The organism is Streptomyces sp. NPDC047042 (genome assembly GCF_040644035.1).
Classification (GTDB): Bacteria; Actinomycetota; Actinomycetes; order Streptomycetales; family Streptomycetaceae; genus Streptomyces.
In genome coordinates this window covers 224,508-249,896 of the sequence record NZ_JBEYVP010000006.1, presented here as the reverse complement: position 1 = coordinate 249,896, position 25,389 = coordinate 224,508, and the positions used below count along the sequence as shown (strand labels likewise).

The window sequence follows — 25,389 nt, the reverse complement described above, 5'->3', positions numbered from 1 at the left end:
CTCCTAGTTGAGGTACTGACAGGTGGAGCGGGGGGTGTAGACGCCGTGACCCGCGCGTCCGGTGAACTCCCGCTCGGTGATGACCAGTTCGCCGCGCGAGAGGACGGTCTCGACGCGGCCGGTGATGCGCTTGCCCTCGTACGCCGAGTAGTCGACGTTCATGTGGTGCGTCTCGGCGGAGACGGTCTGCTCCGCCGCGGGGTCGTAGATGACGATGTCGGCGTCGGCGCCCGGGGCGATGGTGCCCTTCTTCGGGTAGAGGCCGAACATCCGGGCCGGGGTGGCGCAGGCGATCTCGATCCAGCGGCGGCGGCTGATGTGCCCGTCGACGACGGCCTGGTGGAGGAGGTCCATGCGGTTCTCGACGCCCGGGAGCCCGTTGGGGATCTTCGAGAAGTCGCCGCGGCCCAGTTCCTTCTGGCCCTCGAAGCAGAACGGGCAGTGGTCCGTGGAGACGACCTGGAGGTCGTTGGTCCGCAGGCCCCGCCACAGTGCGGCCTGGTGGTCCTTGGGCCGAAGCGGCGTGCTGCACACGTACTTCGCGCCCTCGAAGTCCGGCTCGGCGAGGTTGTCGGTGGACAGGAACAGGTACTGCGGGCAGGTCTCGCCGAAGACGTTCAGCCCCTCGTCGCGCGCCCGTGCCAGCTCGGCGACTGCCTCCTGCGCCGAGACGTGGACGACGTAGAGGGGCGCGCCGGCGACCTGCGCGAGCTTGATGGCGCGGTGGGTGGCCTCCGCCTCGAGGAGGGCCTTGCGGACCTCGCCGTGGTAGCGGGGGTCGGTCTCGCCACGGGCGAGCGCCTGTTCGACGAGGACGTCGATCGCGATGCCGTTCTCGGCGTGCATCATGATCAGGCCGCCGTTCTCGGCGGAGCGCTGCATGGCGCGCAGGATCTGGCCGTCGTCGCTGTAGAAGACGCCCGGGTACGCCATGAACTGCTTGAAGGAGGTGACGCCCTCCTCGACCAGCAGGTCCATCTCCTTGAGCGTGTCCTGGTTCACGTCGGAGACGATCATGTGGAAGCCGTAGTCGATGGCGCAGTTGCCGTCGGCCTTGGCGTTCCAGGTGTCGAGTCCGTCGCGCAGCGACTGGCCGACGCTCTGTACGGCGAAGTCGATGATCGTGGTCGTGCCGCCCCAGGCGGCGGCCCGGGTGCCGGTCTCGAAGGTGTCCGAGGCGGCCGTACCGCCGAACGGCAGTTCCATGTGGGTGTGCGCGTCGACTCCGCCGGGGATGACGTATTTGCCGGTGGCGTCTATGGTCCGCTCGGCGGTCCATGCCTCGGCGGCGGGGGTACCTGTGGCGGCGAGGGCGACGATACGGCCGTCCTCGATCAGGACGTCGGCGTGGAGTTCGTCGGACGCGGTGATGACTAGTCCGCCTCGGATGACGGTACGGCCGGTCATGGGTTCACGCTCCTCGGTTGTCTTCGAAGTGCCGGTTGTGTGTGGCTGGTCGCGCAGTTCCCCGCGCCCCTTGAAGGCCCCTGCGGGGCTTCAAGGGGCGCGGCCATGCCTTGCTACGGCGCCGTCAGCGGGTCGTAGGCGTCCGGGCGGCGGTCTCGGAAGAACTGCCAGCGGTCGCGGACCTCTCGCAGCTTGGCCAAGTCGAGGTCGCGGACGACGAGTTCCGTTTCCTTGTCGCTCGCCACCTCGCCGACGAACTGGGCCTCCGGGTCCACGAAGTACGAGGTCCCGTAGAAGTCGTTGTCGCCGAGTTCCTCGACGCCGACCCGGTTGATCGCGCCGACGAAGTACTCGTTGGCGACGGCCGCCGCCGGCTGCTCCAGCTGCCAGAGGTAGGCGGACAGTCCGCGCGAGGTGGCCGACGGGTTGAAGACGATCTCGGCGCCCTCGAGCCCCAGCGCGCGCCAGCCCTCCGGGAAGTGCCGGTCGTAGCAGATGTAGACGCCGATCTTGCCCACGGCGGTGTCGAAGACGGGCCAGCCGGCGTTGCCCGGGCGGAAGTAGAACTTCTCCCAGAAGCCCGCGACCTGCGGAATGTGGTGCTTGCGGTACTTGCCGAGGTACGAGCCGTCGGCGTCGATCACGGCGGCCGTGTTGTAGAGGACGCCGGGCTGCTCCTCCTCGTACATCGGCAGGACGAGGACGATGCCCAGTTCCCTGGCGAGTGCCTGGAACCGCTTGACGATCGGGCCGTCCGGGATCTGCTCCGCGTACTCGTAGAACGCCTTGTCCTGGACCTGGCAGAAGTAGGGGCCGTAGAACAGCTCCTGGAAGCACATGACTTGAGCACCCTGGGCCGCGGCGTCGCGGACCGCCTGCTCGTGGACCTGGATCATCGACTCCTTGTCGCCCGTCCAGGCTGTCTGGAAAATGGCGGCGCGAATCACCCTGCTCATCGGGACCTCCGGTCACTCGGTGTACGGCGAGCCTAGGAAGCCCGGAGATCGGGTTTGAGTTGCACGGTGTCACGCCTGCGGGCGTTCGGCGTTCCACGGTGTCACCCTGGCGTTGGCCCATGTTTCACCACTGTTTTCCCAGGTCCTTTGATGTTTCGGAGGGGTAAGAAGGGGCTGGTGGTCAGCGCTGCTGAGCGTCGTGCGCGAGGAGCGCGATATGCACGGAGGCGGCCTGCTCGAAGTCGTCCAGATCGAGCCCGAGCCGCGCCTGTATCGCCTCCAGCCGCCGGTAGAGCGCGGGGCGCGAGACATGGTGCAGTTGCGCGGTACGCGACTTGTTGCGCCCGGTGGCGAGATAGGTGCGCAGCACGGGCAGCAGGTCGGACTCGCCCTCGGCCCCGCACAGCAGCCCGTCCAGCTCCCGCTCCGCGAAGGCCTGCACCTGCGGATCGTCCCGCAGCAGCCGGACAAGTCCGCGCAGGCGTACGTCCCTCAGGTGCACCAGCACCGGCAGCTCCTGCCCCGCCGGGGTGTCGGCGACGGCCGCCGCGACGTGCAGCGCCTCACGCAGTCCGGTGGGTACGTCGTCCCAGGAGGCCAGCGCCTCGGCGGCGGCCACGACGGTCCGTCCGCCGCCGGCCTCGGTGCGCAGCCGGAGTGCGAAGTGCGCGGCCAGGGCCTTGGCGTCCTGGTCCCGGGCGAGGCTGAGCAGCACGGCGGTGGCGTCGTCGGCGAGCTCGGCGACCAGTCCCGGCAGCCCCAACAGCCGTAGTACGCGGTCGAGTTCGGCGGGGTCGCCGTCCCGCACGACGAGCGGCACGAACGTCCGCCGGTTGACGGGCAGCCCGGCGGCACGAGCCCGTGGGAGCAGTTGCCTGGCCGGTACGACTCCGCTCACCAGGTCGGTCAGCAGGCTCTGCGCGGACTGTTCCTCCCAGGTGCGCACGGATCCCCCGAGCATGCGGTGCAGGACGAGTGCCTCGGCGCCCCGGTCGGCGAGGAGCCGTCCGGTGGCGGCATCCCCCCGGTAGCCGCACAGCACGATCCGCCCCCAGCGTTCCCCGCGCCCGCCCAGCTCGGCCCGGATCCACCCGTCGCCCTCGCTCCCGCCGGCCTGCCGTGCGATGCGATCCCAGTCCCGCAGCACGTCGTCGACGGCCGACCGCTCCCCCGAGGTGGCGAGGACGCGGTGGGCGAGGTTGGTGACGACGACGGGACAGGCACTGTGCGAGGCGACCTCGTCGAGGAGGAGCTGCAGCGGGGCGCCGGAGGTGATGAGCCCCGTGAGAGCGGTCCGTACCGCCTCGGAGAGGCTCACGGCGGCGAACTTCCGCCGTACGAGCCGGGATTGGACCTCCTCGGTCAGCTCCGCGAAGGGGAACGGCCGGTGGAGGACCACCATCGGCAGCCCGCACCGCTCGGCCGCGCGCCGCATGACGTCCGGCGGTGCCGGGAAGGCACGCCCGAGCCCGAGCACGACGGCGGCGGCCTCCGCCCGGTGCAGCGAGCGGATGTACTCGACCTGCGCCTCCTCGTCCCCGGCGAGCAGCACGCCGGTCGTGAGGATCATCTCGCCGCCGCTGAGCATCACGCCGACGTCGGCTGCCTCGGCGACATGGACCCAGCGCACGGCCCGGTCGAGCTGGCCGGCGCCGGCCACCACCTCGGGTTCCCCGGCGAGGACCCGTTCCAGGCCGAGGACCTGGCGGACCGACAGGGCGGGTTCCAAGGTGGTGGTCGTGAGCATGGCCGTCTTCCTTGCCGTGGTACAGCTGAGATCCAGCTGGGGTGTTACCGGACGCAGCTCCGCAGAGCGCGTTCGAGGATCGCGGCGCCCTCCTCGGCCTCCGCGACGGTGAGCGACAGCGGCGGCGCGATGCGCAGCGCGCTCGTGTTGTGGCCGCCGCCCTTGCCGAGCAGCAGCCCCTCCTCCCGGGCCGCCTCGAGCACGGCGGCGGCGGTGTCCGGGTCGGCGGTGTCGGTGCCGGGCTTCACCAGCTCGACGCCGATCATCAGTCCGCGCCCACGGACCTCCCGTACGCCCGGAAGCTGTGCGGCGACGGCCCGCAGCCGTTCGATGAGGAGACCGCCGACGCGCCGGGCGTTGCCCTGGAGATCGTGTTCCAGGAGGTAGTTGAGGTTGGCGAGGCCGGCCGCCATGGTGATCTGGGTGCCGCCGAAGGTCGAGATGGAGTTGGAGTCGAGGCAGTTCATGATCTCGGCGCGGGCCACGACCCCGCCGATGGACATGCCGTTGCCGATGCCCTTGGCGAAGGTGAGGATGTCCGGCGGGCCGTTCTCCGCGTGTGCCTGCCAGCCCCAGAAGTGCTCGCCGGTGCGGCCCCAGCCGGTCTGCACCTCGTCGGCGATCCACAGGATGCCGCGTTCCTCCAGGACGCGGCGGAAGGCCGCGTACAGCCCGTCGGGCGGCGAGGTGAAGCCGCCGACGCCCTGGATGGGCTCCGCGATCAGGGCGGCGGGCGGGCGGACGTGCCCGAGCAGGTCCTCCAGGTCGGCGACGCAGGCGGCGATGAACTCGGCGTCGCTCAGCTCGGCGTACGGGCCGCGGGTGCGGACGCCGCCGTGGACGTACAGGGTCTGGAGCGGGGACAGGGAGGTCGGGGACCAGCCCTTGTTGCCGGTGATGCCGACCGTGCTGAAGGAGCGGCCGTGGTAGCTGTTGCGCATCGCCAGGATCTGGTTGCTGCGCCGGTAGGAGGTGGCGAGCAGGAGAGCCGTGTCGTTGGCCTCCGTACCGGAGGTGGTGAAGAAGACGCGCGCGTCCGGGATGCCGGACAACTCGGCCACACGCTCGGCGAGTTCGACCATCGGCCGGTTGAGGTAGAGCGTGGACGAATGGATGATCCGCCCGGCCTGTTCGCTGACCGCCTTGGTGATCTCGGGCAGCGCGTGCGCGGTCATCGTGGTGAGGATGCCGCCGAAGAAGTCGAGGTACCGCTTACCGTCCGCGTCCCAGACGTACCGGCCCTCGCCGTGCGTGATCTCGATCGGATCCGCGTAGTAGAGGGCCAGCCAGTCCGGCAGAACTGCCTTGTGACGCCCGTAGAGATCGCTCACGGCTGTACCAGCCCTTCATATGCGTCCGGCCGCCGGTCCCGGTAGAAGGCCCACTGCTGCCGGACTTCCTCGATGAGATCGAAATCAAGATCCCGCACGAGGAGTTCCTCGTCCTGGTCGCTGGCGACCTCGCCGACGAACTGTCCGCGCGGGTTCACGAAGTACGAGGTCCCGTAGAAGTCGTTGTCCCCGTACTCCTCCTGGCCGACGCGGTTGATGGCGGCGACGAAGTACTCGTTGGCGACGGCGGCGGCGGGCTGCTCCAGCTGCCACAGGTAGGAGGACAGGCCCCGGTGCGTCGCGGACGGGTTGTAGACGAGCTGTGCGCCGTTCAGTCCGAGCTGGCGCCAGCCCTCCGGGAAGTGGCGGTCGTAGCAGATGTAGACGCCGACCTTCCCCACGGCCGTCTCGAAGACGGGCCAGCCGAGGTTTCCGGGCTTGAAGTAGTACTTCTCCCAGAAGCCCTTGACCTGCGGGATGTGATGCTTGCGGTACTTGCCGAGGTAGGTCCCGTCGGCGTCGATCACGGCAGCGGTGTTGAAGTAGAACCCGGACTGCTCGACCTCGAACACGGGCACGACGACGACCATGCCGGTCTCGCGCGCCAGCTCCTGCATCCGCGTGACCGTCGGCCCGTCCGGCACGGGCTCAGCCCACCTGTAGTGCTCGGGCTCCTGGACCTGGCAGAAGTAGGGGGCGTTGAACACTTCCTGGAATCCGATGACCTTGGCGCCCTGCCGGGCGGCCTCACGGGCGTGCTCCACATGTTTGGCGACCATGGACTCGGTGTCGCCGGTCCAGGTGGCCTGGACCAGAGCGGCACGTACGACGTTGGCCATGACCTGCTCCTTCGGCTGGACGTCAGTGAGCCTCTACGCCCGTAGACAAGGTCACAAAGGTCGTAGGGGCTTGAAAGTAAGCCTCCGGAGGAGCCTTGCCAAGACCATCGCCGTTAACCCGCGAAGTCGATCACGTTTCACACTCCTGTGGGCGAGTCGCGGCCGGCCGGATCAGGCGCTGTGTCCGGCGACCCGGAGGGCGTGCACAAGATCCCAGTAACGGTCCTCGGAGGCGCCCCTGGCCGCCTCCAGCAGCAGGGGTACGAGGCGCTGCGGGTCGGTGGCGACACTGCGGGCGGCCTCCTCGGGGGTGCGGACGCGGACGTACGCGTCGAGCAGCGCGCGCACCTCGCGCCGCCTGCCGTCCTCGGTGAGCCGGAGCACCGCCTCGCCCACCTCCCGTGCCGGGCGCGCCATGCCCTGCCGCAGGATCTGCTCGCCGTCGGTGCCCCGGCCCGCCGCGACGAGCGCGTCGGCGGCGGCGACCAGCCGGTCCACCGGCAGGGAGGCGGCCTCCCAGAGCAGGGTGGCCCAGTCGGCCCCGAGGCCCGCGCGGTGCAGTTCGGCGGCGAGCAGCGGAAAGCGCGCGGCGGGCCAGTGGGAGGCCTCGACGAGCAGCGCGTGCGCCTCACCGCTGCGGCCTTCGCTCCGCAGCCGTACGAGGTTGCGGACCGCGTCGATGGTGTCGTGCCGGGCGTCGTCGTCCAGCGGCTCCCGCACGGGCACCGCGCTCTTGGCACCGGCCCCGGCGAACCGCGCCCCACGCGGGGTACGGCGGCCCGGCGCGGCCGGCGTGGGGTCACCGACGGGCGTACCGCCCGTGTCCGCGTCGTCCATGGCCCCGGCGAACCGGGCACTCCCCCGGGCCCGCCGCTTGGACCGCTGCTTGACGGCCGGGGCGGGTTCGGGCTCGGGTTCGACGACGGGTGCCGCGTACCAGTCGGCGGGCAGCTCCGGCACAGGGGAGTCGCCCGGCTCTTCCGGGCCACCGGAATCCGGAAGGGGGCCGTCACGGTCGTCCGTGCGGCGGAAGTCGTCACGCCGGTCGGACGCACCATCGCCGACGTCTTGACGTCCGAGGTGGGCGGCGGGACGACCACCACCGAGGTCATCCGCACGGCGGGCGCCGTCGCGCCAGTCGGACTCGCCGTCGCCCGGCTCCTGAGCGCCGGGGCCGCGGTCCACTCCGTGTCCGGTGCCGTCGCGGTCGACACCGCGGGTGTCGGCGCGCCAGACGGGTGCCTCGTCTCCAGAACCAGGACGGCCGAAGTCGCGTTCTCCGCCATGGGCGGCCCGGCCGACGCCATCGCGCTCGTCCACGCGGCCGGGGTCGCGACGGCCCTCCCGACCGCCGGAGGCCTGTTCGTCGGAGCGCTGACGGCGGAGTCCGGGGTCGCCCGCGTCGCGGTCGTCCGGGTAGCCGGAACGGCTCCCGTCGCGCCAGCCGGCCGCTTCGCCTCCAGAACCCTGCCGACCGGAGGCTCGGTCGCCCTCGTAGACGCCCGAACCGAACCCCTGGTGCTCACCTGCCCCGTCGGCGTCCCGCGCGTCGCCCCGCCAGACGGCTGCACCATCACCGGAAGCCTCACCGCCGGAAGCTCGATCGCCCCCGTGGACGCCCGAACCGAACCCCTGGTGCTCACCTGCCCCGCCGGAGCCCCGCGCGTCGCCCCGCCAGACGGCTGCACCATCACCGGAAGCCTGACCGCCGGAAGCTCGATCGCCCCCGTGGACCGCCGAACCGGGACCCTCGCGGTCGGCCGCTCGGCGGGGGCGACGACTGCCGGCGCCCGCGTCCTCGGAGTCGGCCGTTGTCCGCTGGTCCGTGTCGGTGCGTTGTCTCGGGAGGGTCAGGGGGTCCGTGGGGTGCGGGGTGTTGCGGACGCCGCCCGCGAACAGGTCCGCCTCCTCGTCGCCGTCGCGGTGCGGACGGGGTGCCCGGCTCACCGTTCTGCGGGCCAACTGGTCCAGGCGGTAACGGAGTTCGAGGCAGCGGGCGGAGGCGCGTTCATGGTCGTCGCGGGCCCAGGCGAGGTCGAGGCGGAGTCCCTCGGCCTCCTCGTGGGTGGTGGCGGAGGCGAGCAACCGCCCCAGTTCGGCGAGGCGGTCGGCGGCGTACTTCTGTTCGCGGAGCATCACGTCGAGCCGGTCCCCGAGGGTGTCGCGGGCGCCGGGCCGGCTGTCGAACTCGGCGAGCGAGGCCTGGTGCAGGGCACGCGCCTGCTCGGTCTCCGAGGTGACGGTGTCCGTCGCGTACCCGGCCGCGAGATCGTGCAGCAGTGCCTCCACGACGTCCCACGGCGGGACTTCACGCCCTTCCAGGCAGGCTCGCATGCCGTCGGGGTCGCGCTCCCAGAACACGCCGCACCAGCCCGCGCCCTGATCGAGGCGGGCCAAGAGGCCGTTCAGATACCGCGCGAACTCCCGCACCTGCCCCGGGAGTTGTTCCACCGCCATGACGTTCACCCCATGCCCGACCGGAGTTCTCCGCCCCGTAGAAAACACCAGTCGTGTTACGGATGGGCTACGAGGGGTTTTCGGACCGGACGCAGAGTACCGCGCGCCCAGCGGACCGTGACGTGAAGCACAGTCACAATGGCCAAAACCGCCCGGCGGGGCTCACGCCGCGACCGGGGCGGTCGGGGCGGTCGGGCCGATCCGGCCGATCAGTTCGTCCATGGACAGCCCGAGGACCCCCGCCAGCGCCGCCACCGTGAAGAACGCCGGGGTCGGCGCCCGGCCCGTCTCGATCTTGCGGAGGGTCTCGGCGGAGACACCGGCGCGGGCGGCGATCTCCGCCATGCTGCGGCCACCACGCGCCTCGCGCAGCAGCCGGCCGAGCCGCTCGCCGCGTTCACGCTCTTCGGGAGTGAGAGGAGTGCGTACCATGTCGCCATTCTAATACCGGTATAGTAATTGGCATGGTTGAACTCAAGACGGACCCCGCGATCGACGCCATGTACGAGACGGGCCAGGTGGTCGCCAGAGGCCTCACCGCCGTCAAGAAAGCCGCTGACGTGGGCGTTTCCCTGCAGGAGCTGGACGAGGTGGCGCACCAGGTGCTGCGCGGGGCCGGGGCGACCTCCCCCTTCCTCGGCTACCACCCCTCCTTCGCGCCCACCCCGTTCCCGGCCGTCCTCTGCCTCTCGGTGAACGACGCGATCGTGCACGGCATCCCGGACGACTACCGGCTGCGCGACGGCGACCTGGTCTCCGCCGACTTCGGCGCCGAACTGGGCGGCTGGGCGGGCGACTCGGCGATCAGCTTCATCGTGGGCGAACCCCGCCCGGCCGACGTACGGCTCGTCGAGACCGCCGAGCGGGCCCTCGCGGCGGGCATCGCGGCGGCGGTCGTCGGCAACCGTGTCGGCGACATCGCGCACGCGATCGGCGAGGTGTGCCGCGACGCGGGCTACGGCATCCCGGACGGCTTCGGCGGCCACGGCATCGGCCGCCGTATGCACGAGGATCCCCCGGTGCCCAACGAGGGCCGCCCCGGCCGGGGCATGCCGTTGCGCCCCGGCCTGGTCCTGGCGATCGAGCCCATGCTGATCGGCAGCGGCAAGGACGGCTACTACGAGGCCCCGGACGGCTGGACCCTGCGTACCAACGACGGCTCCCGCGCGGCCCACGCGGAACACACCGTGGCGATCACCGAGTCGGGGCCCCGGGTGCTCACGGCACGCCAGGAGGCGCGCACCGGCCCGGCGTAGCCTGCGGCGTCATGCGTATCAGGAAGGGCACCCCGGCCGACGCGGAGAGCATCGCGGCGCTGCACACCGCGAGTTGGCGCAGCGCGTACAGATCGCTCATGCCCGCCGCGTATCTGGACGGGCCGCTGGCGGCGGAGCACCGCGCTAAGTGGCGGGCCCGCACGGTCGAACTGTCCGAACTGTCCGAACTCTTCGACGAGCGCTGTCTGGTGCTCGCCGAGGGGGAGGGCGAGCCGCTCGGCTTCATCCATCTGGCGGCCGGCCCGGACGGCCGGGTCCACGTGGACAACCTGCACGCCCGTCCGGACCACGTCGGCACCGGCGTCGGCCGCACCCTGCTGCACCACGGCTTCGCCTGGGCGGCGGGCCGTCACCCCGGCCGGGACGTCTACCTGGAGGTGCTGCGCGGCAACACCCGGGCGATCTCGTTCTACGAGCGCGCGGGCGGCCGGCGCACCGCCGAACGCCCGCTGCGGATGGCCGCGGGATTCACCCTGGAGGAGTTCGAGTACACCTGGCCCGCCGCGACCGTCGGCCGCCACGGGGACGGGCGGCCGGCCCCGGACACGGTGCCGCCGCCCACCCCCGGCTGACTCACGAAGCCGGCCGCACCACCATCGCCGACCCGCCGCCACGCCGTACTGTCTCCGCCGCCGCCAGCCACTTGCCGTTGGGCAGACGTTGTACGCCGGTTGCCGCGCCGATCTCGGGGTTGAGCCGGAAGCCGTGCCCGATGGCCTCCAGCTTGGTCCTCAACTCGCTGTTCCACAGGCCCGGTTCGAGCTCGGTGGTCGTCTGGTTCCGCTGACTGGCGCGGGGTGCGGCGATCGCGTCGACCAGCGGGAGCCCCCGGTCGAGGAAGCCCGTCAGGGTCTGCAGGACGGTCGTGATGATGGTCGCTCCGCCGGGCGAGCCAAGAGCCACCACCGGCTTGCCGCGCGCGTCCAGGACGATCGTCGGGGACATCGAGGAGCGCGGTCGCTTGCCCGGGCCCGGCAGGTTCGGATCGTGGACGGCCGGGCTGGCCGGAGCGAAGGAGAAGTCCGTCAGCTCGTTGTTGAGAAGGAACCCGCGGCCGGGGACCGTGATGCCGCTGCCGCCGGTCTGTTCGATGGTCAGCGTGTAGGACACGACGTTGCCCCACTTGTCGGCCACCGTCAGATGGGTCGTGTTCTCACCCTCGTACGTCGTCGGCGCGGCGACGCCCGGCCCGGCGCAGGCCGCGGGGTGACGCGGATCCCCGGGGGCGAGCGGGCTCGTCAGCACCGCGTCGTCCTTGATCAGGCACTCCCGCGAGTCGGCGTACTTCTGCGACAGCAGCTCCTTCGTCGGTACGTCCTCGAAGGCCGGGTCGCCCACCCAGCGCCCCCGGTCCGCGAAGGCGATCCGGCTCGCCTCGATGTAGCGGTGCAGGAACTGGACCTCGCTCGCCTTCGAAAGGTTCGTCCGCTCAAGGATGTTGAGGGCCTCACCGACCGTCGTACCGCCCGAGGAGGAGGGTGCCATCGAGTAGACGTTCAGGCCCCGGTACGACGTCTTCGTGGGCGCCTGGCGCTTCACCCGGTAGGCCGACAGGTCCTTCAGCGACAGTGCGCCGGGCCGTGCGTTGTAACCCGAACCAGGGGCCACCGGCGGCTTGTTGACCGTGTCGACGATCTCCTTCGCCAGCTTCCCCCGGTACAGGGCGCCGACGCCCTTACGGCCCAACTCGGCGTACGTTCGCGCCAGTTCGGGGTTCTTGAAGCTCGACCCGACCACCGGCAACGCGCCGCCGGGCAGGAACAGCCTCGCCGTGTCCGGGAAGTTCCTGAACCGCGCCTCGTTGGACGCGGTCTGCGACCTGAACGTCTCGTCGACCGTGAAGCCGTCGCGTGCGAGCCGCTCCGCCGGTTTCAGCAGCGTGCCGAGCCGCCGGCTGCCCCAACTGTCCAGCGCCGCCTGCCAGGTGGCGGGCGTGCCCGGCGTGCCGACGCCCAGTCCGCTGGTGACGGCGTCGGCGAAGGGGATGGGCTGGCCGTTCTCCAGGAACAGGTCCGAGCCGGCTGTCAGAGGTGCCGTCTCGCGGCCGTCGAGTGTCTGCACCGTACGGGACTTGGCGTCGTAGTAGACGAAGTAGCCGCCTCCGCCGATGCCGTTGGAGTAGGGCTCCGTCACCCCGAGCGCGGCGGCCGTGGCGACGGCGGCGTCCACCGCGTTGCCCCCCTTGCGCAGCACCTCGATCCCGGCGGCCGAGGCATCCGCGTCCACGCTCGCGACGGCACCGCCGTACCCGACGGCGACCGGGACCTTCTGCACAGCGGTGCCCGGGGCCCTGTCCGACGGCGTGGCGTCCGAGGGCGGCGCGGCCGCTCCCACCGACACCATCGTGGCCGATACCGCCAGGACCGCCAGACTCCGCGCGACAGGGCGACGCATCAAATACCTCCAGTCAATGACCGTCCGCGCAGCGTAACCGCATCCCGACGGGTCCCGTAAGGGCATCTCGAACACCTCTGCGGTTGACCGCTACCATGCGCGCACATGACTGACGACGTGCGCAATATCGTCCTCGGTGTGGTCGCGGCCGGTATCAGCGCAGCCCTCGGCTGGCTGGCCCGCACCTATCTGTGGAAGCGCAAACTCCGCCGCAAGCAGGCCTTCTTCGGGCTGCCGGACAACTCCGAGTCGCTGCTCGTGGTGAACCGCGAGGCCGGTGGCCCCGAGTTGACGGTGATGCGCCACGACGTGTTCGCCCTGCTGGAACTCGCCGCGCTCATCAAGGACTGCAACGCCCACGCGCAGGTCGTCGCCCACGACGCGACCCAGCAGGGGGTCGGCGAGCGGACCGAGTTCTGTGTGGGCGGCCCGGCGTCCAACCGCCGCATGCTGGCGCATCTACAGACGCTGCTCCCCGGCGTCCGGGTCAACGTCGACGCCGAACCGGGCCCGGACCGCGGCGCCTTCCAGATCGGCACCGAGCGCTACCGGCTGGAGTCGGGCCGGGGCGAGTACGTGATCCTCGCGCGGCTCACCGCCGGCACGGGCGGCCAGGCCCGGCCGGTCTTCCTCTTCTGCGGCCAGCGCGCGATCACCAACCAGGCGGCGACCCGCTATCTCGCCCGCAACCACGAACGGCTGGCCCGCAAACACGGCAACAACTCCTTCGCCCTGCTGTTGAAGGTCGTCAACTCACAGGCGTACGGACCCGATGTCGTCGAGGTCGTCACGGACATCACCCGAGCCGCCCAGACTCCCCTGCCGGCCGTCGCGGCGACCCGGAACTCGCACCGCGCCTCATAGGGCCTCTCCCGGGGTTCCTACGCCATGCGGCGTCGTCGTGCGGAGTGGGCGCTGAAGCAAGGAGAGCGGCACCCGCGTCGCGTACCTCCGCGACGTGGGCCCGCTCGGCCTCGGCACAGCTGGTCAGCCGGGTCGACCCGCTCTGCGTCGAGCACAACCCGTCCGGCGCAGCTGACCTCCTGCTCGCCGGAGCGCGACCCCTGGTGGGAGTCGGTACCCCTGCGCGAGCAGTGATCTCCGGCTGCCGCCGGGCGAACGCATGCCCTCCTACCACTGCCCGCCTGGCAGCAGCGTCCCTGTTTCGGCCGGCGCCACCGGCCTCGGCCTCGGTCCCCGTCCCGATGGGGATGAACGACAAATCGTAGTCGAGGTTCGGCGCGGCCGGTTTCCCGGGCCGTCCCGTCACCGGGAGGTTGTCCGTCAGCAGGTTCGCGCAGCCCTCAACTTCCCTGTCAGCAAACGCTGTTGACGTATCGTCACAGCACGGCCGGGAGTGCCTCAGTGTTTGAGGATCTTGGAGAGGAAGTCCTTGGCGCGGTCGCTGCGCGGGTTGGTGAAGAACTCCTCGGGGCTGCGGTCCTCGACGATACGACCGTCCGCCATGAAGACGACCCGGTTGGCGGCCGAGCGGGCGAAGCCCATCTCGTGGGTGACGACGACCATCGTCATACCCTCGCGGGCGAGTTGCTGCATGACCTCGAGGACCTCGTTGATCATCTCCGGGTCGAGCGCCGACGTGGGCTCGTCGAAGAGCATGACCTTCGGGTCCATGGCCAGAGCGCGCGCGATGGCCACCCGCTGCTGCTGGCCGCCGGAGAGCTGGGCCGGGTACTTCGGCGCCTGGGAGGCGAGGCCGACGCGGTCGAGAAGCTCGCGGGAACGCCTGTCGGCCTCATCCTTCTTGCGTCCGCGCACCTTGATCTGGCCCAGCGAGACGTTCTGGAGGACGGTCTTGTGGGCGAAGAGGTTGAACGACTGGAAGACCATCCCGACCTCGGCCCGGAGCCGGGCGAGGGACTTGCCCTCGTCGGGCAGCAGTTGTCCGTCGAGTTTGATCGTCCCGGAGCCGATCGGCTCGAGCCGTTTGATCGCCCTGCACAGAGTGGACTTGCCCGACCCCGACGGGCCGATGACCACGACCACCTCCCCCCTGCCGACGGTGAGGTCGATGTCCTGGAGAACATGCAGTTCACCGAAGTGTTTGTTGACTTCATGCAGCTCGATCAACGGATCGACAGCCATGCCCAGCCCTACTCACTTCTCAGCTGTGTCGTGGTTGCCGCAAACTATCCAGACGGGAGCGGAGTTGACGCACGACACGCACTTTTCAGGCATTAGCCGTATTTACGCCAAATGTGGCCACCGCGCCTATGCCTCCGCGACCTCCGCGTACAGCTGCGACAGCTCGGGCGCCCCGCTGGACGCCCACTCGTGGCCGGACGCGACGACGTCGAACTCCCGGCCCGAGGACAGCCGTACGACGGGCTGGCCGTTCGGCCAGAAGTCCCAGGCGGCGCCGGGTACGGTCCGCACGATGACCGTGCCCAGATAGAGCCCCGCGTCGTTGCCGAGCCAGGACAGCGACTCCTCGTCGTCCCGCCAGCCCGGCAGCAGCTGGTCCAGCGCCTCCAACGAGGCGGCGGAGTCGTCGAGTTCGACCCCCGCCCGGCCCGCCTGGGAGCGCAGCAGCTCGCACTCGGAAAGCAGCCCGGCGACCGCCTCGGGGTCCGGCTCGCCCTCGGAGAACACCGCCACGCCTCGGGCGGGTCCATGCTTCTTGCGCCAGCTGCCCAGGAAAGGGATGTTCATACGTCCAGCCTGTCATTCCCGCACCGACCGCACCACAGGGCGCGCGGGGACGCCGGTTCCGGCCAAGTTCCCCGCGCGCCCCTGTCCGGTGCGGGCGGCGAATTGACTGGCCCCCCGGTAGCTCTTTAGCTTCACACTGCACTGAGCGGCGGGCCGAGCGGACCGGAGGACGAAGATGGGCCGAGGTGGCCGAGGCGAGCGGACACCGGGACTCCGGAGTCTCTCGGGGCCAGGCCTCATCCTCGCCCTGTGCGCGGCGCTGATGCCTCTGTCCTCCACGACCGAGGCCGCCGAACCCCTCCCCCTGACCCGGTACTTCGACAACAGCGCCGTCAGCGACGACGCCCTGCCCGGCGCGGCCGACTTCGACGGCTCGGGTGCCTCCCTGTCGGCCCAGGACCTCGCGGCCGCCGGCTGGACGGGGGGCCGGGCCCTCACCGTCGAGGGCGCCCGCCTGACCTGGCCCGACCGGGATCCTGGCGAGGCCGACAACGTCCGGGCCGCCGGCCAGCCCGTCCGCGTGCGGGGCAAGGGGGACGCCCTCGCGTTCCTCGTGGCCGGCACCGGCGGCTCCGACGTGAGCGGCGGGGGCACCGTCTCGTACGCGGACGGCACGTCCGCCACGTACCGGCTGACCGCCCCCGACTGGCGCAGGGGTTCCCTCGGCGCCAAGACGGTCGCGCTGCCGCACGTGAACACGCCCGACGGCCAACTCGGCGAGAAGGCACGGCTGTTCGTCGTCACCGTGCCGATCGATCGAGGGCACGAGGTCGCCTCCGTACGGTTGCCGTACGCCGCCGACCTGCATGTGTTCGCGCTCTCGGTACGGCCCGACACGGCGGGCTGGACGGGCAGTTGGGCGGCGCCGACCTCGACGTACGCGACCGTCGGCCCGTGGACCGACCGGACGCTGCGCCTGGTGGTGCACACCTCGGCCGGCGGACCACGGGTCCGGCTCCGCTTCGACAACACCTTCGCTTCGGCGCCGGTACGGATCGGCGGCGCGACGGTGGCCGTGCAGGGTACGGGCGCCACGGCGAGCGGTACGCCGGTGCCGCTGACGTTCCTGGGCGCGCGCGGAGTCGAACTCCCGGCCGGGGCACAGGCGTTCAGCGACCCGCTGGACTTCGCGGTCCCCGCGGACGCCAATCTGCTGGTGAGCTTCCATCTGCCCGGCACCGTGACGGCGGCCCCGCTGCACCGGCTCACCCAGCAACGCTCGTACGTCAGCGAGCCGGGCGACCACACGGCGGACGCGGCCTCGACGGCGTACACCTCGTTCGTGACGACGTGGCCGCTGCTGACCGGCGTGGATGTCGGTGCCGGGCCCGGGTCGGTCGTGGTGCTCGGGGACTCGATCACCGACGGCCAGGCCTCGACCCTGGACGCGAACCGGCGCTGGCCCAATGTGCTCGCCGACCGGCTGCTGGCCCAGAGCGCGGTCCCCCGCTACGGCGTGCTCAACGAGGGCATCGCCGCCAACCGCGTCCTCGCCGACCGCTACCCGGGCGACGGCGTCTCCACCGACTCGGGCGGGGTGAGCGCCCTGCACCGCCTCGACCGGGACGTCCTCGCCCAGGCCTCGGTGCGTACGGTGATCGTCTTCCAGGGCGTGAACGATCTGCGCACGGGCGCGACGGCGGACGATGTCGTCGCCGGTCTGCGGGAACTGGCGGAGCGGGTCCGTGCGCGCGGGGTACGGGTGCTGGTCGCGACCATCGCGCCGTGCGGGGGTGAGTCACGGTGCACTTCGGTGGTCGACGGGCAGCGGGAGGCCGTGAACTCCTGGATCCGGGAGGAGGCCGCGTCCGGCTCGGGTTCCGGTTTCGACGGCGTCCTCGACTTCGACGCGGCGCTGCGGGATCCGGCGCAGCCGACGCGGCTGCTGCCCGCGTACGACAGCGGTGACCATCTGCATCCCGGCGACGCGGGGCTGGCCGCGATCGCGGGCGCCGTGGAACTGGGGTCGCTGGTTCCGTAGGCGGACGGGGTGGCTTGGGGTGCGCGTCTCTACACCTCCAGGTCGACCACCACCGGGGCGTGGTCCGACGCGCCCTTGCCCTTGCGCTCCTCGCGGTCCACGTACGCGTCCTTGACCGCCTTGGCGAACGGCTCGTTGCCGTAGACCAGGTCGATGCGCATGCCCCGGTTCTTGGGGAAGCAGAGCTGGCGGTAGTCCCAGTACGTGAACGGGTGGTCGTACTTCAGGGGCCGGGGGACCACGTCCGTCAGGCCCGCCTCGCGCAGGGCCGCGAGCGCCGCGCGCTCGGCCGGGGTGACGTGGGTGAGGCCTTCGAAGGCGGCCAGGTCGTAGACGTCGTCGTCCGTCGGCGCCACGTTGTAGTCGCCCAGGACCGCGAAGGGGCGGCTGCCCGCCGCGTCCTCGGCGACCGCTGCCTTGAGGGCCTCGAACCAGCCCAGCTTGTAGACGTAGTGCGGGTGGGCCACCTCGCGACCGTTCGGCACGTACACCGACCAGACCCGGACCGGGCCGCAGGTCGCGGAGACGGCGCGGGCCTCCTCGACGCCCTCGTAGCCGGGGTCGCCGGGCAGGCCACGCACCACGTCCTCCAGGCCGACGCGGGAGATCACCGCCACGCCGTTCCACCTGCCGGTCGCGTTGACCGCCACCTCGTAGCCCAGCTCGCGCAGCTGGTCGGACGGGAACTGCTCGGCGGCGACCTTGGCCTCCTGGAGGCACAGCACATCCGTGCCGCTGCTCTCCAGCCAGGCCAGCAGCCTCGGCAGGCGGGCGGTGATCGAGTTCACGTTCCAGGTCGCGATACGCATGCCCCACAACCTACCCGCCGGGTCTGACAACGCCGTCTCAGACCTCCGCCGACGACCCCGGCGCCAGCCGCACGTGCTCGGAACCGCCCAGGCCACCGACCAGCCGGCCGTAGATCGGGAGGGCGAGGTCCGTGAGGAGGGAGTCGTGGATGTCGTACGCGCGCTGCGGCTTGACCTCACGGACGTAGTCGACGACCTCGGACAGCTTGCTCCAGGGGGCCATGACCGGGAGCAACAGCGTGTCCACCGGGTGGTCGGGGACGGTGAGGGCGTCGCCGGGGTGGAAGACGGCGCCGTCGACGAGGTAGCCGACGTTGGTGATGCGCGGGATGTCGGGGTGGATGACGGCGTGCAGTTCGCCGTGGACCTGGACGTCGAAGCCCGCCGCGGTGAAGGTGTCGCCGTGCCCGACGGTGTGGACGCGGCCCGGGAAGGCCGCGGAGAGCTGGTCCGCGACCGCGGCGAGGGTCCACAGCTCGGCGGCCGGGTTGGCGTCCAGGGCGGCGCGCAGCCGTCCCTCGTCGAAGTGGTCCGCGTGCTCGTGGGTGACCAGGATCGCGTCGGCACCGGCGGCGGCGTCCTCCTCGCTGAATCCCCCGGGGTCGAGGACGAGCGTCCGTCCGTTCTTCTCCAGGCGGACGCAGGCGTGGGACTTCTTGGTGAGCTTCATGGGTCCATCCTGCCGCGCGGGCCCGGGCCCGTGAGCGGCTGGGGCTGGTGCTTTCGCCACCCGGCTACGGGGGTCACCCGGGATCACTCCGCCGTCACCCCTCGGGCGTGGTCTCCTCGCGGATGACCTGCTGGGCCACCTTGAACGCGCTGTTGGCGGCCGGTACGCCGCAGTAGACGGCGGCCTGGAGCAGCACTTCCTTGATCTCGACCGGGGTGAGGCCGTTGCGGAGGGCGGCGCGGGTGTGGAAGGCGAGTTCGTCGAGGTGGCCGCCCGCGACCAGGGCGGTGAGGGTGACGCAGCTGCGGGAGCGCCGGTCGAGGCCGGGCCGGTTCCAGATCTCGCCCCACGCGTACCGGGTGACGAAGTCCTGGAAGTCCCCGGAGAACTCGTCCGCCTGCGCGAGCGCGCGGTCGACATGCGCGTCTCCGAGCACCTCGCGCCGGACCTTCATCCCCGCGGCGTACTGATCCGGCCGCCCCCGCACCTCGGGCTGCACGGCCGGCGGGGCTATCTCCGCTATGGGGGTGGTGGGCGCGGGTGCGGCGAGGACCGGCTTGGCCGGGGCGGCGGAAATGGCCATCTGGCCGATGGCGATGTCGTACGCGGGCTGCCAGGCCGTCGAGAAGTGGCGTACGAGGAGATCGGTGACGGCCGCGGGCTGCTCGACCGGGACCAGATGCGATGCGCCGGGTACGACCGCGAGGCGGGCGTCCGGGATACCCGCGACCAGGGTGCGGGCCTCGGCGGGGCCGGTGACCTGGTCGTCGGAGCCGACGAGTACGAGGGTAGGCACACCGACGCGGGCCAGTTCGCCCCTTACGTCGAAGGAGGCGAGCGATTCGCAGGCCGCGATGTAGCAGCCGGGGTCGGTGGTGCGGACCATCTGTACGGCCCACTCGGTGATCGCGGGCTGCGCGGCGGCGAAGCCGCTGGTGAACCAGCGCTCGGGGGCGGTACGGGCGATGGGGTCGAGCCCGTTCGTACGGACGATCACCCCGCGCTGACGGAACTCGTCGGCCGTTCCGAACCGGGGCGAGGCGGCGATCAGCGCGAGTGAGGCGAGCCGCTCGGGGTGGCGCAGCGCCAGTTCGGTGCCGATGGCGCCGCCGAGCGCACAGCCCGCGTAGCCGAAGCGCCGCACGCCGGCCGCGTCGAGCGTGGCGAGCAGTCGGGCGGCCAGATCGGCCACCGATCCGACGGGGTGCGCGGGGGATCCGCCGTGCCCGGGAAGGTCGAAGCGGAAGATCCGCCACTGCTTCACCAGCTCCGGTACCTGCCGGTCCCACATGTGCCATGTAGCACCGAGGGAGCATCCCAGGACCAGGACCGGAGCCTGTTCTGGCCCGTCAAAGCGGTATTGCAGGGTTTCGACGTTCTTCTCACTCACCCCTTCACGCTCCCACATCACACATTCTCTGCAGGAACGGGGGCGGAGACACTCGCCAGACCTCCCCATGTATCGGCTGCCGAACGGAGATCCTCCACATCCGGCTTCACATACCAGCGCTTCGTAGTCCGGACGTCGATGTGCCCGGCCCACCGGGCCAGGAGGTGATCCGGCACCCCGTTGTTCGCGAGGTACGTGAAGCAACTCGCGCGAGCGTCGTACAAGCGGACCCGCCGCAGCCCGTGCTCGTCCATGACCTTGTACGCCCGCTCACGCAGCTGCCGCCCGTTGAGCGGCCTGCCCGATTCATCCACGAGCACGTACCCGCTGTCCTCATACCTCTTCCCCGCCGCCAGCTTCTCGGCCACTTGCACGGCCCCCAAACACGTCAGCGCCTCCCTGACCAGATCGGGCAGAGGAAGCTGCCGCTCAGCCGCGAGAGACTTCGTGTCCTTCTCCACCACGGTCTTGTTCCCCATCAGGGTCCGCGTGTTCGCAATGGCCAGAACGGCCCTGCCCAGGTCGACATCGGCCCAGCGCATGCCGCAGATCTCCCCCGGCCGCAGGCCCATCAGGGACAGAAGGAAAGAGGCGTACAGGCGGTCGCCCTCAACCGCGCGCACGAAGGCATGAACCTCCTCGACGTTCCAGGGCTGCACCACCGCCTTCGCCCTGCGCTCCGCCTTGCGCACTTTCCGAGGGATCGTGACCCCCTGGGCAGCGTTCACGGCAACCAGGCGACGGGCCACCGCCCGGTTCAGTGCCTCCTTCAGCCGCGCCAGGGACATCTCTACCGAGGTCGCCCCCAGGCCCTCGCCTGTCCTACCGCCCCGAACGCGGCCCTCCTCAAGGGCCCACCTCATCCATGCCTCGACGTGATCCTCTGTCAGTTCCTGTAGCCGGATGTGCCCGAGCTTCCCCCGGACACGGCCCAGGGTCATCGTGTAGCTGTAGACGGTGCTCTCTTCCAGGTCTTCCGCCTTGCCGGCAAGCCACCGATCGAGCCATTCGCTCACCGTGATCGTGCTGGGCTCGACGAACGTCCCCTCGTAGCGATGGTTCGTGATGCGGGCGTACTCGGCCTTCGCTTCCCTCAGCAGGCCGAAGGTACGGGTCACCTGCTTCCGCTTCCCCGTGGCCGGATCGGTCCCGACATCGACCACGAACCGGTACCGGACCTGCCCCTTCGCATTCGGGGGGAGCTTCTTGATCGGATCAGACAGGATTGCTCACTCTCCTTGGGGGCGTGGAACCCTTCCACACAGACAAAGGCCCCGCTGCGTTTCAGCGAAGGTGGTGCCGTGGTTATCAGGGCAGTAGGCGACAGGACCGTTCACTTCTCGCAGTGACCTGCGGCTCTGTCCAGTACGGCTCCCTGCCGAACACAACCGGCTGCGGACACCTTCAATGGTCGTCACCATCGCCGGTTTGGCCAACCGGCGATCATGGTCTATGTTGCGCTCGCTACCGGCTGAGATCCGGCCTCACCATCCCCGGTGTGACCTCGATCAGGAGCCGAGCCCGAAGGACCGGAGTGCAGGGTCATGCCGTCGGGAGGGTGAGCACTAAAGCTCATCCCGCAGCAGTTGAGGTTGCGGGCGCCATGTACCACAAGGAGATACAGCGCGGTCCCCGTCAGGGCGGGGACCTACAACCTGTCTCAACCCATGGCGACCGGCGCTTCGGCCAGACAGTCCGCATCATGCAGGGTTCGACCGAATACCGTTACCAGGGCGGAAGTTCGGCCCAGTACGCCTCTTCGAGCGCAGCGTCGTCGTGCCCCGCGCTCCACATCCGCGATCGAATTGTCCGGTGCTGACAGACACACTGCCGACGAGGAGCCCGCCTGTCTGCTCTCCGGGGAGTCCATGCTCATGCTGCTCAGGGATCTGCGCAACCTCAGCCCGTGCTTCCGGGCCATAGGCAGCCTGCCGTTGCCCAGGCCGGTCTGGGCTCCGACCCCCGTAGCGGAGGCCAGCGCAGTGCGCTCCTGACGGTCGTTTCGAAGGAGCAATTGTCAAATTCTGTGGATCGGTTCTGCCGGCTGGCTATGTGCTGAGGTGTTCGTGAAGCATCTGCCAGGTTCCGGTGTTGTTGACGATCACGTTGGTGCCGCGGCCGCTTCCTGATCGTGGCTGGCCGTCGATGGTTCCGGTCCAAGTGAACCGGTAACGGCATACCGCGTGAGCATCGCTTCGGGTGATCCACTCCAGGTCGTTGATCTGGTAGATCTCGTCTCGGATGGTGGCGAAGGTCGCGGCGATGGCGGCGAGGACGGCTTCGCGGCCGCGGTGCGATCCGTCGGAGAACCAGTAGACGACCTCGGGAGCGATCAGTGGGACGAGCTGGGTGACATCGTGGCTATTGGTGGCCTGCTCGTAGGAACGGATGAACTCGGTGAGCGGGACGGTGGGATCGGGCATGGGCTGGTCCTGTTCTCCCTTGCGCGGTGCGGCGGGTGACGGGGGCTGTCAGGCTGCCTTGGCCTGTTCCCGCTCGACAAGGACGCCGCTCTCGAACCGGGGGCCCGCACGGACTAGAGCGACGAGTTGGGTGCGGTGATCGCGCGCCAGTGTTCCTGGGCGGACCGCGGGTGATCTTGGTCCGGAGCTTCACCGTGAGTAGGTTTGATTCGATGGGATTTGTGGTGCGCAAATGGATCCAGTGCTCAGCGGGGAAGTCGTAGAAAGCGAGGACCTCGTCCTCGTCATCAATGATCTTCTTGACGGCCCTTGAGCCACTTCGCCCCGTAGGTCCTGGCGAAGTCCTTCACGGCCTTGGCGGCGTGGGCGCGGTCCTCGGCGTTGCAGATCTCCACCCCGGATCACGCTGGATCTGTGGGCGGAGGGCTGGAAGGTGTCGATGAACACGGTCGCCGAGATCATGGCCGGCCTCGGCCTGCAAGGGCGCAAGCCCCCGCGCCGGCGGCGGTCTCTGACCCGGCAGGGCAAGCGAAGAGCCGCCCCTGACCTGGTGCACCGCCGCTTCGACGCGGTTGCCCCGGACCTGCTCCGGTACGGCGACATGACAGAGATCGCCACCCGCGAGGGCAAGATCTATCTGGCCACGGTCATCGACGCGTTCTCGCGCCGCTGCCTGGGCTATGCCATGGGCGAGCAGCACCTGCTCTGTTCCCCCGTGAAATCAGCTCTCCCTATCAGCCACAGCCCGGTTCACCGCCTCTGTGCGATGAGCCGCATTCATCCTCAAGGCTTTTCAACGGTGCATTCCCCGACGCCTGTCAACGCCTGGGCCGTCCATTCGAATGGATTCACGTGATCCCGGAGAAGAACGCAGGGAAGTCCGAGCAGCGTGGAAGAAAACTGCCGGCCGCTTTTTGAACCGTGGCCCCTATCGGTGATCGCAGGCAGGTGTCTCTTTCCCCTTTTCGTCCTGGACAGCCTGCACCGCCTCGGCTTCCACATGACGGCTGGGGGCGCGGATGCTTACTACGGCGTGAGGGGCGTCGTCGATGCGGTGCTCGGCATCGACCAGGGCGCCGGACCCCGGACTCCCGACAGGGCCCGCCGCTTCCTCAATCCATACATGGTCCGGCATGGGGACCGTCCGAGAGAGCGCTCATCTCGCCTGGCATCTGATCGACCTCTATGCGGAGGTGGTGCCCGCCACCGGGTTCGACACAGTCGTCCCCGCACTCGCCCGCCACCTCATCGGCGACACCTGCGCCGTTCAGCTCCACGTGCCACACACGTGGCGGGACATCGTCACCAAGGCTGGACAGGGCGACGGTGAGGTCGAAGGCGCTACTGAGCTCCCCCGGTTCGACAGGCTCGGATCCCGACGTATCCGGTGCTGTGCAAAGCGTCAAAAGAGCGTCATAACCGCCCCTGCGCAGCGAATCCGCAGAAGTCGGCCGGCCAGGAGTCATCGCGTGTGATCGCGCGCGGCGGCCCGCGGTCAGGGTCTCCCGGCGGGTGCGGATGTGCCCAGCAGTGCCTGTGTCGCCGCGTGTCGCGGGGCGGTGAAGACGTCGGCCGTGTGGCCGGACTCGACGACGCGGCCCGCCTCCAGGACGGTGACGGTGTCCGTGCGGTCGGCGATGAGGGGCAGGTCGTGGCTGATGAGGACGAGGGTCGTGCCACGGCGCTCGCGCAGGTCGGCGAGGAGGTCCATGATCGCGTGGCCGGTGTCGGGGTCCAGGGCGGAGGTGATCTCGTCGCAGATCAGCACCTCCGGCTCGGCGGCCAGTGCTCGCGCGATGGCGACGCGCTGGCGTTGTCCGCCGGACAGTTCGTGCGGGTAGCGGGCGGCGAAGGCGGATGGCAGACCGACCTGTTCCAGTAGGTCGGCCACTCGTTCGCCGATTTCCCTGGACGCGCAGCGGCGGTGCAGCCGCAGCGGGCGGCCCACGGCGGCGCCGACGGTGTGGCTCGGGTTCAGCGCGCCGAGCGGGTTCTGTGTGACGAGTTGCAGTCGGCGCCGCTGTGTACGGGTGCGTCCGCGCAAGCCGGTGCTCAGAGATGTGCCGGCCAGGTGGATCGTGCCGGAGGTGCTCCGCTGGAGTCCTACGACGGTGCGTACGAGCGTGGTCTTGCCGGAGCCGGAGACACCGACGATGCCGGCCGCGGAGCCGGTGGTGACCGTGAGGCCGACGCCGGTGAGGGCGGGCGTTTCACGGAAACTCACGTGCAGGTCCCGGACTTCGAGGGCGGTTGCCCTGCTCCCCTCAGCCTTCGGGACGGCTGAGGGGCGGGGGGCGGGCGTATGCGTCGGCGGGGGCAAGTGGACACCGTGGACACCCAGTTGTACGACCTCGTCGGAGAACCGTTCGACCACGGTGGGCTCGTGGCAGGAGAACACGACGGCGAGGTGGTGTTCGCGGGCGAGGTGTTGCAGCAACTGGCCGATCTCGTCGCGCAGTTCGGGGTGGAGACCGGCGGTCGGCTCGTCCAGGAGGAGTATGTCGGGGCGGCGGGCCAGGGCACGGGCGAGGGCGACGCGGCGCTGCTGTCCGCCGGAGAGGGCGCCGGGGCGGCGGGCGGCCAGGCGTCCGTCATCGTCGAGGAGTCTGACCTCGGTGAGGAGTGCTGCGACGGCTTCCGCGCTGCGGTCCGCGGCGAGTTCGCGGACAAGGTTGCGGACGCGCATACGGGGGTTGAGGCCGGAGCCGGGGTCCTGGCCGACGTAGGCGAGTCGGGTGCCGCGCAGGGTGCGCAGTTCCGGTTCGGAGAGGGTGAGGACGTCGTGGCCGAGGATGTCGACGTGGCCGGCGGTGCGTGTCGTTCCAGGGGGCAGGAAGCCCGTCAGCGCGCGCAGCAGGGTCGTTTTGCCGGCGCCTGAGGGGCCGGTCAGGGCGACCAGTCGGCCGGGGCGTGCGGTCAGGGACGCCTCGCGCAGCAGGAGGCGGCCGTCCGGCGCGGTCACCGTCAGGCCGGTGACCTGGACGGCGGGTGTGTCGCTCGGCGGGTTCCCGGGCTTCGCGTACCGGTCGGGCATG

The 25,389-nt window shown here is 70.4% G+C and carries 21 protein-coding genes and 2 pseudogenes; 6 read left to right on the top strand and 17 right to left on the bottom strand.

What is annotated here, in order from left to right; translation table 11 throughout:
- Positions 1 to 3 precede the first annotated feature (3 nt).
- From hydA to ABZ855_RS08925, 7 genes are all read right to left on the bottom strand, one after another.
- Positions 4 to 1,407, bottom strand: coding sequence for a dihydropyrimidinase (hydA, locus tag ABZ855_RS08955; protein WP_360803259.1), 1,404 nt, complete (start codon positions 1,405 to 1,407; stop codon positions 4 to 6).
- Between the two features lie 113 nt (positions 1,408 to 1,520).
- On the bottom strand, positions 1,521 to 2,363 hold the full coding sequence (locus ABZ855_RS08950) for a nitrilase-related carbon-nitrogen hydrolase (RefSeq protein ID WP_360803256.1): 843 nt from the start codon (positions 2,361 to 2,363) through the stop codon (positions 1,521 to 1,523).
- Between the two features lie 181 nt (positions 2,364 to 2,544).
- Positions 2,545 to 4,110, bottom strand: coding sequence for a PucR family transcriptional regulator (locus ABZ855_RS08945; protein ID WP_360803253.1), 1,566 nt, complete (start codon positions 4,108 to 4,110; stop codon positions 2,545 to 2,547).
- A 44-nt stretch (positions 4,111 to 4,154) separates the two neighbouring features.
- Positions 4,155 to 5,441: an aspartate aminotransferase family protein gene (locus ABZ855_RS08940; RefSeq protein ID WP_360803250.1), complete on the bottom strand. Its 1,287-nt coding sequence runs from the start codon at positions 5,439 to 5,441 to the stop codon at positions 4,155 to 4,157.
- Entirely contained in the window at positions 5,438 to 6,280 is an 843-nt protein-coding gene (locus ABZ855_RS08935) for a nitrilase-related carbon-nitrogen hydrolase (RefSeq protein WP_360803247.1), read from the bottom strand. Before ABZ855_RS08935 ends, ABZ855_RS08940 begins: the two co-directional genes overlap by 4 nt.
- 171 nt (positions 6,281 to 6,451) lie before the next feature.
- A complete protein-coding gene (locus ABZ855_RS08930; protein WP_360803244.1) occupies positions 6,452 to 8,737 on the bottom strand; it encodes a hypothetical protein in 2,286 nt (761 codons plus the stop codon).
- A gap of 162 nt (positions 8,738 to 8,899) precedes the next feature.
- Complete coding sequence (locus tag ABZ855_RS08925) at positions 8,900 to 9,169, bottom strand: helix-turn-helix transcriptional regulator (RefSeq protein WP_360803241.1); 270 nt, start codon at positions 9,167 to 9,169, stop codon at positions 8,900 to 8,902.
- A 32-nt stretch (positions 9,170 to 9,201) separates the two neighbouring features.
- Here ABZ855_RS08925 and map point away from each other — a divergent pair, with 32 nt between their 5' ends.
- Both map and ABZ855_RS08915 read left to right on the top strand, forming a co-directional pair.
- Positions 9,202 to 9,993 (top strand): type I methionyl aminopeptidase, encoded by a 792-nt coding sequence (gene map, locus ABZ855_RS08920; RefSeq protein ID WP_360803238.1) that lies wholly within the window; start codon positions 9,202 to 9,204, stop codon positions 9,991 to 9,993.
- An 11-nt stretch (positions 9,994 to 10,004) separates the two neighbouring features.
- Complete coding sequence (locus ABZ855_RS08915; RefSeq protein ID WP_360803235.1) at positions 10,005 to 10,586, top strand: GNAT family N-acetyltransferase; 582 nt, start codon at positions 10,005 to 10,007, stop codon at positions 10,584 to 10,586.
- A gap of 1 nt (position 10,587) precedes the next feature.
- Here the strand turns inward: ABZ855_RS08915 and ggt are convergent, their stop codons facing one another.
- Complete coding sequence (gene ggt / locus ABZ855_RS08910) at positions 10,588 to 12,408, bottom strand: gamma-glutamyltransferase (RefSeq protein ID WP_360803232.1); 1,821 nt, start codon at positions 12,406 to 12,408, stop codon at positions 10,588 to 10,590.
- Positions 12,409 to 12,513: 105 nt separating this feature from the next.
- On the opposite strand from ggt, the gene ABZ855_RS08905 reads away from it, so the two are divergent.
- Positions 12,514 to 13,272, top strand: a complete 759-nt coding sequence (locus ABZ855_RS08905; protein WP_360803229.1) for a hypothetical protein — start codon at positions 12,514 to 12,516, stop codon at positions 13,270 to 13,272.
- A 55-nt stretch (positions 13,273 to 13,327) separates the two neighbouring features.
- Positions 13,328 to 13,506 (top strand): annotated as a pseudogene (locus ABZ855_RS08900) (acyl esterase); the annotation flags it as partial.
- Between the two features lie 264 nt (positions 13,507 to 13,770).
- Here ABZ855_RS08900 and ABZ855_RS08895 read toward each other — a convergent pair.
- A complete protein-coding gene (locus tag ABZ855_RS08895; RefSeq protein WP_360803226.1) occupies positions 13,771 to 14,514 on the bottom strand; it encodes an amino acid ABC transporter ATP-binding protein in 744 nt (247 codons plus the stop codon).
- Positions 14,515 to 14,640: 126 nt separating this feature from the next.
- Positions 14,641 to 15,081 (bottom strand): DUF6278 family protein, encoded by a 441-nt coding sequence (locus tag ABZ855_RS08890; protein WP_360803223.1) that lies wholly within the window; start codon positions 15,079 to 15,081, stop codon positions 14,641 to 14,643.
- Between the two features lie 262 nt (positions 15,082 to 15,343).
- On the opposite strand from ABZ855_RS08890, the gene ABZ855_RS08885 reads away from it, so the two are divergent.
- A complete protein-coding gene (locus tag ABZ855_RS08885) occupies positions 15,344 to 17,062 on the top strand; it encodes an SGNH/GDSL hydrolase family protein (protein WP_360803220.1) in 1,719 nt (572 codons plus the stop codon).
- A 29-nt stretch (positions 17,063 to 17,091) separates the two neighbouring features.
- Here the strand turns inward: ABZ855_RS08885 and ABZ855_RS08880 are convergent, their stop codons facing one another.
- From ABZ855_RS08880 to ABZ855_RS08855, 6 genes and pseudogenes are all read right to left on the bottom strand, one after another.
- Positions 17,092 to 17,871, bottom strand: a complete 780-nt coding sequence (locus tag ABZ855_RS08880; protein ID WP_319200745.1) for an exodeoxyribonuclease III — start codon at positions 17,869 to 17,871, stop codon at positions 17,092 to 17,094.
- Positions 17,872 to 17,908: 37 nt separating this feature from the next.
- The gene (locus ABZ855_RS08875; protein WP_360803217.1) at positions 17,909 to 18,541 is read right to left on the bottom strand and encodes an MBL fold metallo-hydrolase; all 633 of its coding nucleotides are present in this window, start codon (positions 18,539 to 18,541) and stop codon (positions 17,909 to 17,911) included.
- Positions 18,542 to 18,635: 94 nt separating this feature from the next.
- Complete coding sequence (pcaC, locus tag ABZ855_RS08870) at positions 18,636 to 19,949, bottom strand: 4-carboxymuconolactone decarboxylase (RefSeq protein ID WP_360803214.1); 1,314 nt, start codon at positions 19,947 to 19,949, stop codon at positions 18,636 to 18,638.
- Positions 19,949 to 21,049 carry a tyrosine-type recombinase/integrase gene (locus tag ABZ855_RS08865; protein WP_360803211.1) on the bottom strand — a complete coding sequence of 367 codons (1,101 nt, stop codon included), beginning with the start codon at positions 21,047 to 21,049 and terminating at the stop codon, positions 19,949 to 19,951. Before ABZ855_RS08865 ends, pcaC begins: the two co-directional genes overlap by 1 nt.
- A 930-nt stretch (positions 21,050 to 21,979) precedes the next feature.
- Positions 21,980 to 22,354, bottom strand: a complete 375-nt coding sequence (locus tag ABZ855_RS08860) for a nuclear transport factor 2 family protein (protein ID WP_360803208.1) — start codon at positions 22,352 to 22,354, stop codon at positions 21,980 to 21,982.
- 48 nt (positions 22,355 to 22,402) lie between these two features.
- Positions 22,403 to 22,746 (bottom strand): annotated as a pseudogene (locus ABZ855_RS08855) (transposase); the annotation flags it as partial.
- 47 nt (positions 22,747 to 22,793) lie between these two features.
- Between ABZ855_RS08855 and ABZ855_RS08850 the strand changes: the two are divergent.
- Positions 22,794 to 23,210, top strand: a complete 417-nt coding sequence (locus ABZ855_RS08850) for a hypothetical protein (protein WP_360803205.1) — start codon at positions 22,794 to 22,796, stop codon at positions 23,208 to 23,210.
- A gap of 639 nt (positions 23,211 to 23,849) precedes the next feature.
- Here the strand turns inward: ABZ855_RS08850 and ABZ855_RS08845 are convergent.
- Entirely contained in the window at positions 23,850 to 25,388 is a 1,539-nt protein-coding gene (locus tag ABZ855_RS08845; protein WP_360803444.1) for an ATP-binding cassette domain-containing protein, read from the bottom strand.
- Position 25,389 lies beyond the last annotated feature (1 nt).

Excerpts from the sequence above, each read along its gene's own strand:
- ABZ855_RS08845 (WP_360803444.1), bottom strand. The coding sequence starts at position 25,388 with ATGCCCGACCGGTACGCGAAGCCCGGGAACCCGCCGAGCGACACACCC.
- hydA (WP_360803259.1), bottom strand. The coding sequence starts at position 1,407 with ATGACCGGCCGTACCGTCATCCGAGGCGGACTAGTCATCACCGCGTCC.
- pcaC (WP_360803214.1), bottom strand. The coding sequence starts at position 19,949 with ATGTGGGAGCGTGAAGGGGTGAGTGAGAAGAACGTCGAAACCCTGCAA.
- map (WP_360803238.1), top strand. The coding sequence starts at position 9,202 with ATGGTTGAACTCAAGACGGACCCCGCGATCGACGCCATGTACGAGACG.
- ABZ855_RS08945 (WP_360803253.1), bottom strand. The coding sequence starts at position 4,110 with ATGCTCACGACCACCACCTTGGAACCCGCCCTGTCGGTCCGCCAGGTC.
- ggt (WP_360803232.1), bottom strand. The coding sequence starts at position 12,408 with ATGCGTCGCCCTGTCGCGCGGAGTCTGGCGGTCCTGGCGGTATCGGCC.
- ABZ855_RS08880 (WP_319200745.1), bottom strand. The coding sequence starts at position 17,871 with ATGCGTATCGCGACCTGGAACGTGAACTCGATCACCGCCCGCCTGCCG.
- ABZ855_RS08850 (WP_360803205.1), top strand. The coding sequence starts at position 22,794 with ATGAACACGGTCGCCGAGATCATGGCCGGCCTCGGCCTGCAAGGGCGC.
- ABZ855_RS08875 (WP_360803217.1), bottom strand. The coding sequence starts at position 18,541 with ATGAAGCTCACCAAGAAGTCCCACGCCTGCGTCCGCCTGGAGAAGAAC.
- ABZ855_RS08935 (WP_360803247.1), bottom strand. The coding sequence starts at position 6,280 with ATGGCCAACGTCGTACGTGCCGCTCTGGTCCAGGCCACCTGGACCGGC.
- ABZ855_RS08890 (WP_360803223.1), bottom strand. The coding sequence starts at position 15,081 with ATGAACATCCCTTTCCTGGGCAGCTGGCGCAAGAAGCATGGACCCGCC.
- ABZ855_RS08860 (WP_360803208.1), bottom strand. The coding sequence starts at position 22,354 with ATGCCCGATCCCACCGTCCCGCTCACCGAGTTCATCCGTTCCTACGAG.
- ABZ855_RS08895 (WP_360803226.1), bottom strand. The coding sequence starts at position 14,514 with ATGGCTGTCGATCCGTTGATCGAGCTGCATGAAGTCAACAAACACTTC.
- ABZ855_RS08950 (WP_360803256.1), bottom strand. The coding sequence starts at position 2,363 with ATGAGCAGGGTGATTCGCGCCGCCATTTTCCAGACAGCCTGGACGGGC.
- ABZ855_RS08885 (WP_360803220.1), top strand. The coding sequence starts at position 15,344 with ATGCCTCTGTCCTCCACGACCGAGGCCGCCGAACCCCTCCCCCTGACC.
- ABZ855_RS08915 (WP_360803235.1), top strand. The coding sequence starts at position 10,005 with ATGCGTATCAGGAAGGGCACCCCGGCCGACGCGGAGAGCATCGCGGCG.
- ABZ855_RS08930 (WP_360803244.1), bottom strand. The coding sequence starts at position 8,737 with ATGGCGGTGGAACAACTCCCGGGGCAGGTGCGGGAGTTCGCGCGGTAT.
- ABZ855_RS08905 (WP_360803229.1), top strand. The coding sequence starts at position 12,514 with ATGACTGACGACGTGCGCAATATCGTCCTCGGTGTGGTCGCGGCCGGT.
- ABZ855_RS08925 (WP_360803241.1), bottom strand. The coding sequence starts at position 9,169 with ATGGTACGCACTCCTCTCACTCCCGAAGAGCGTGAACGCGGCGAGCGG.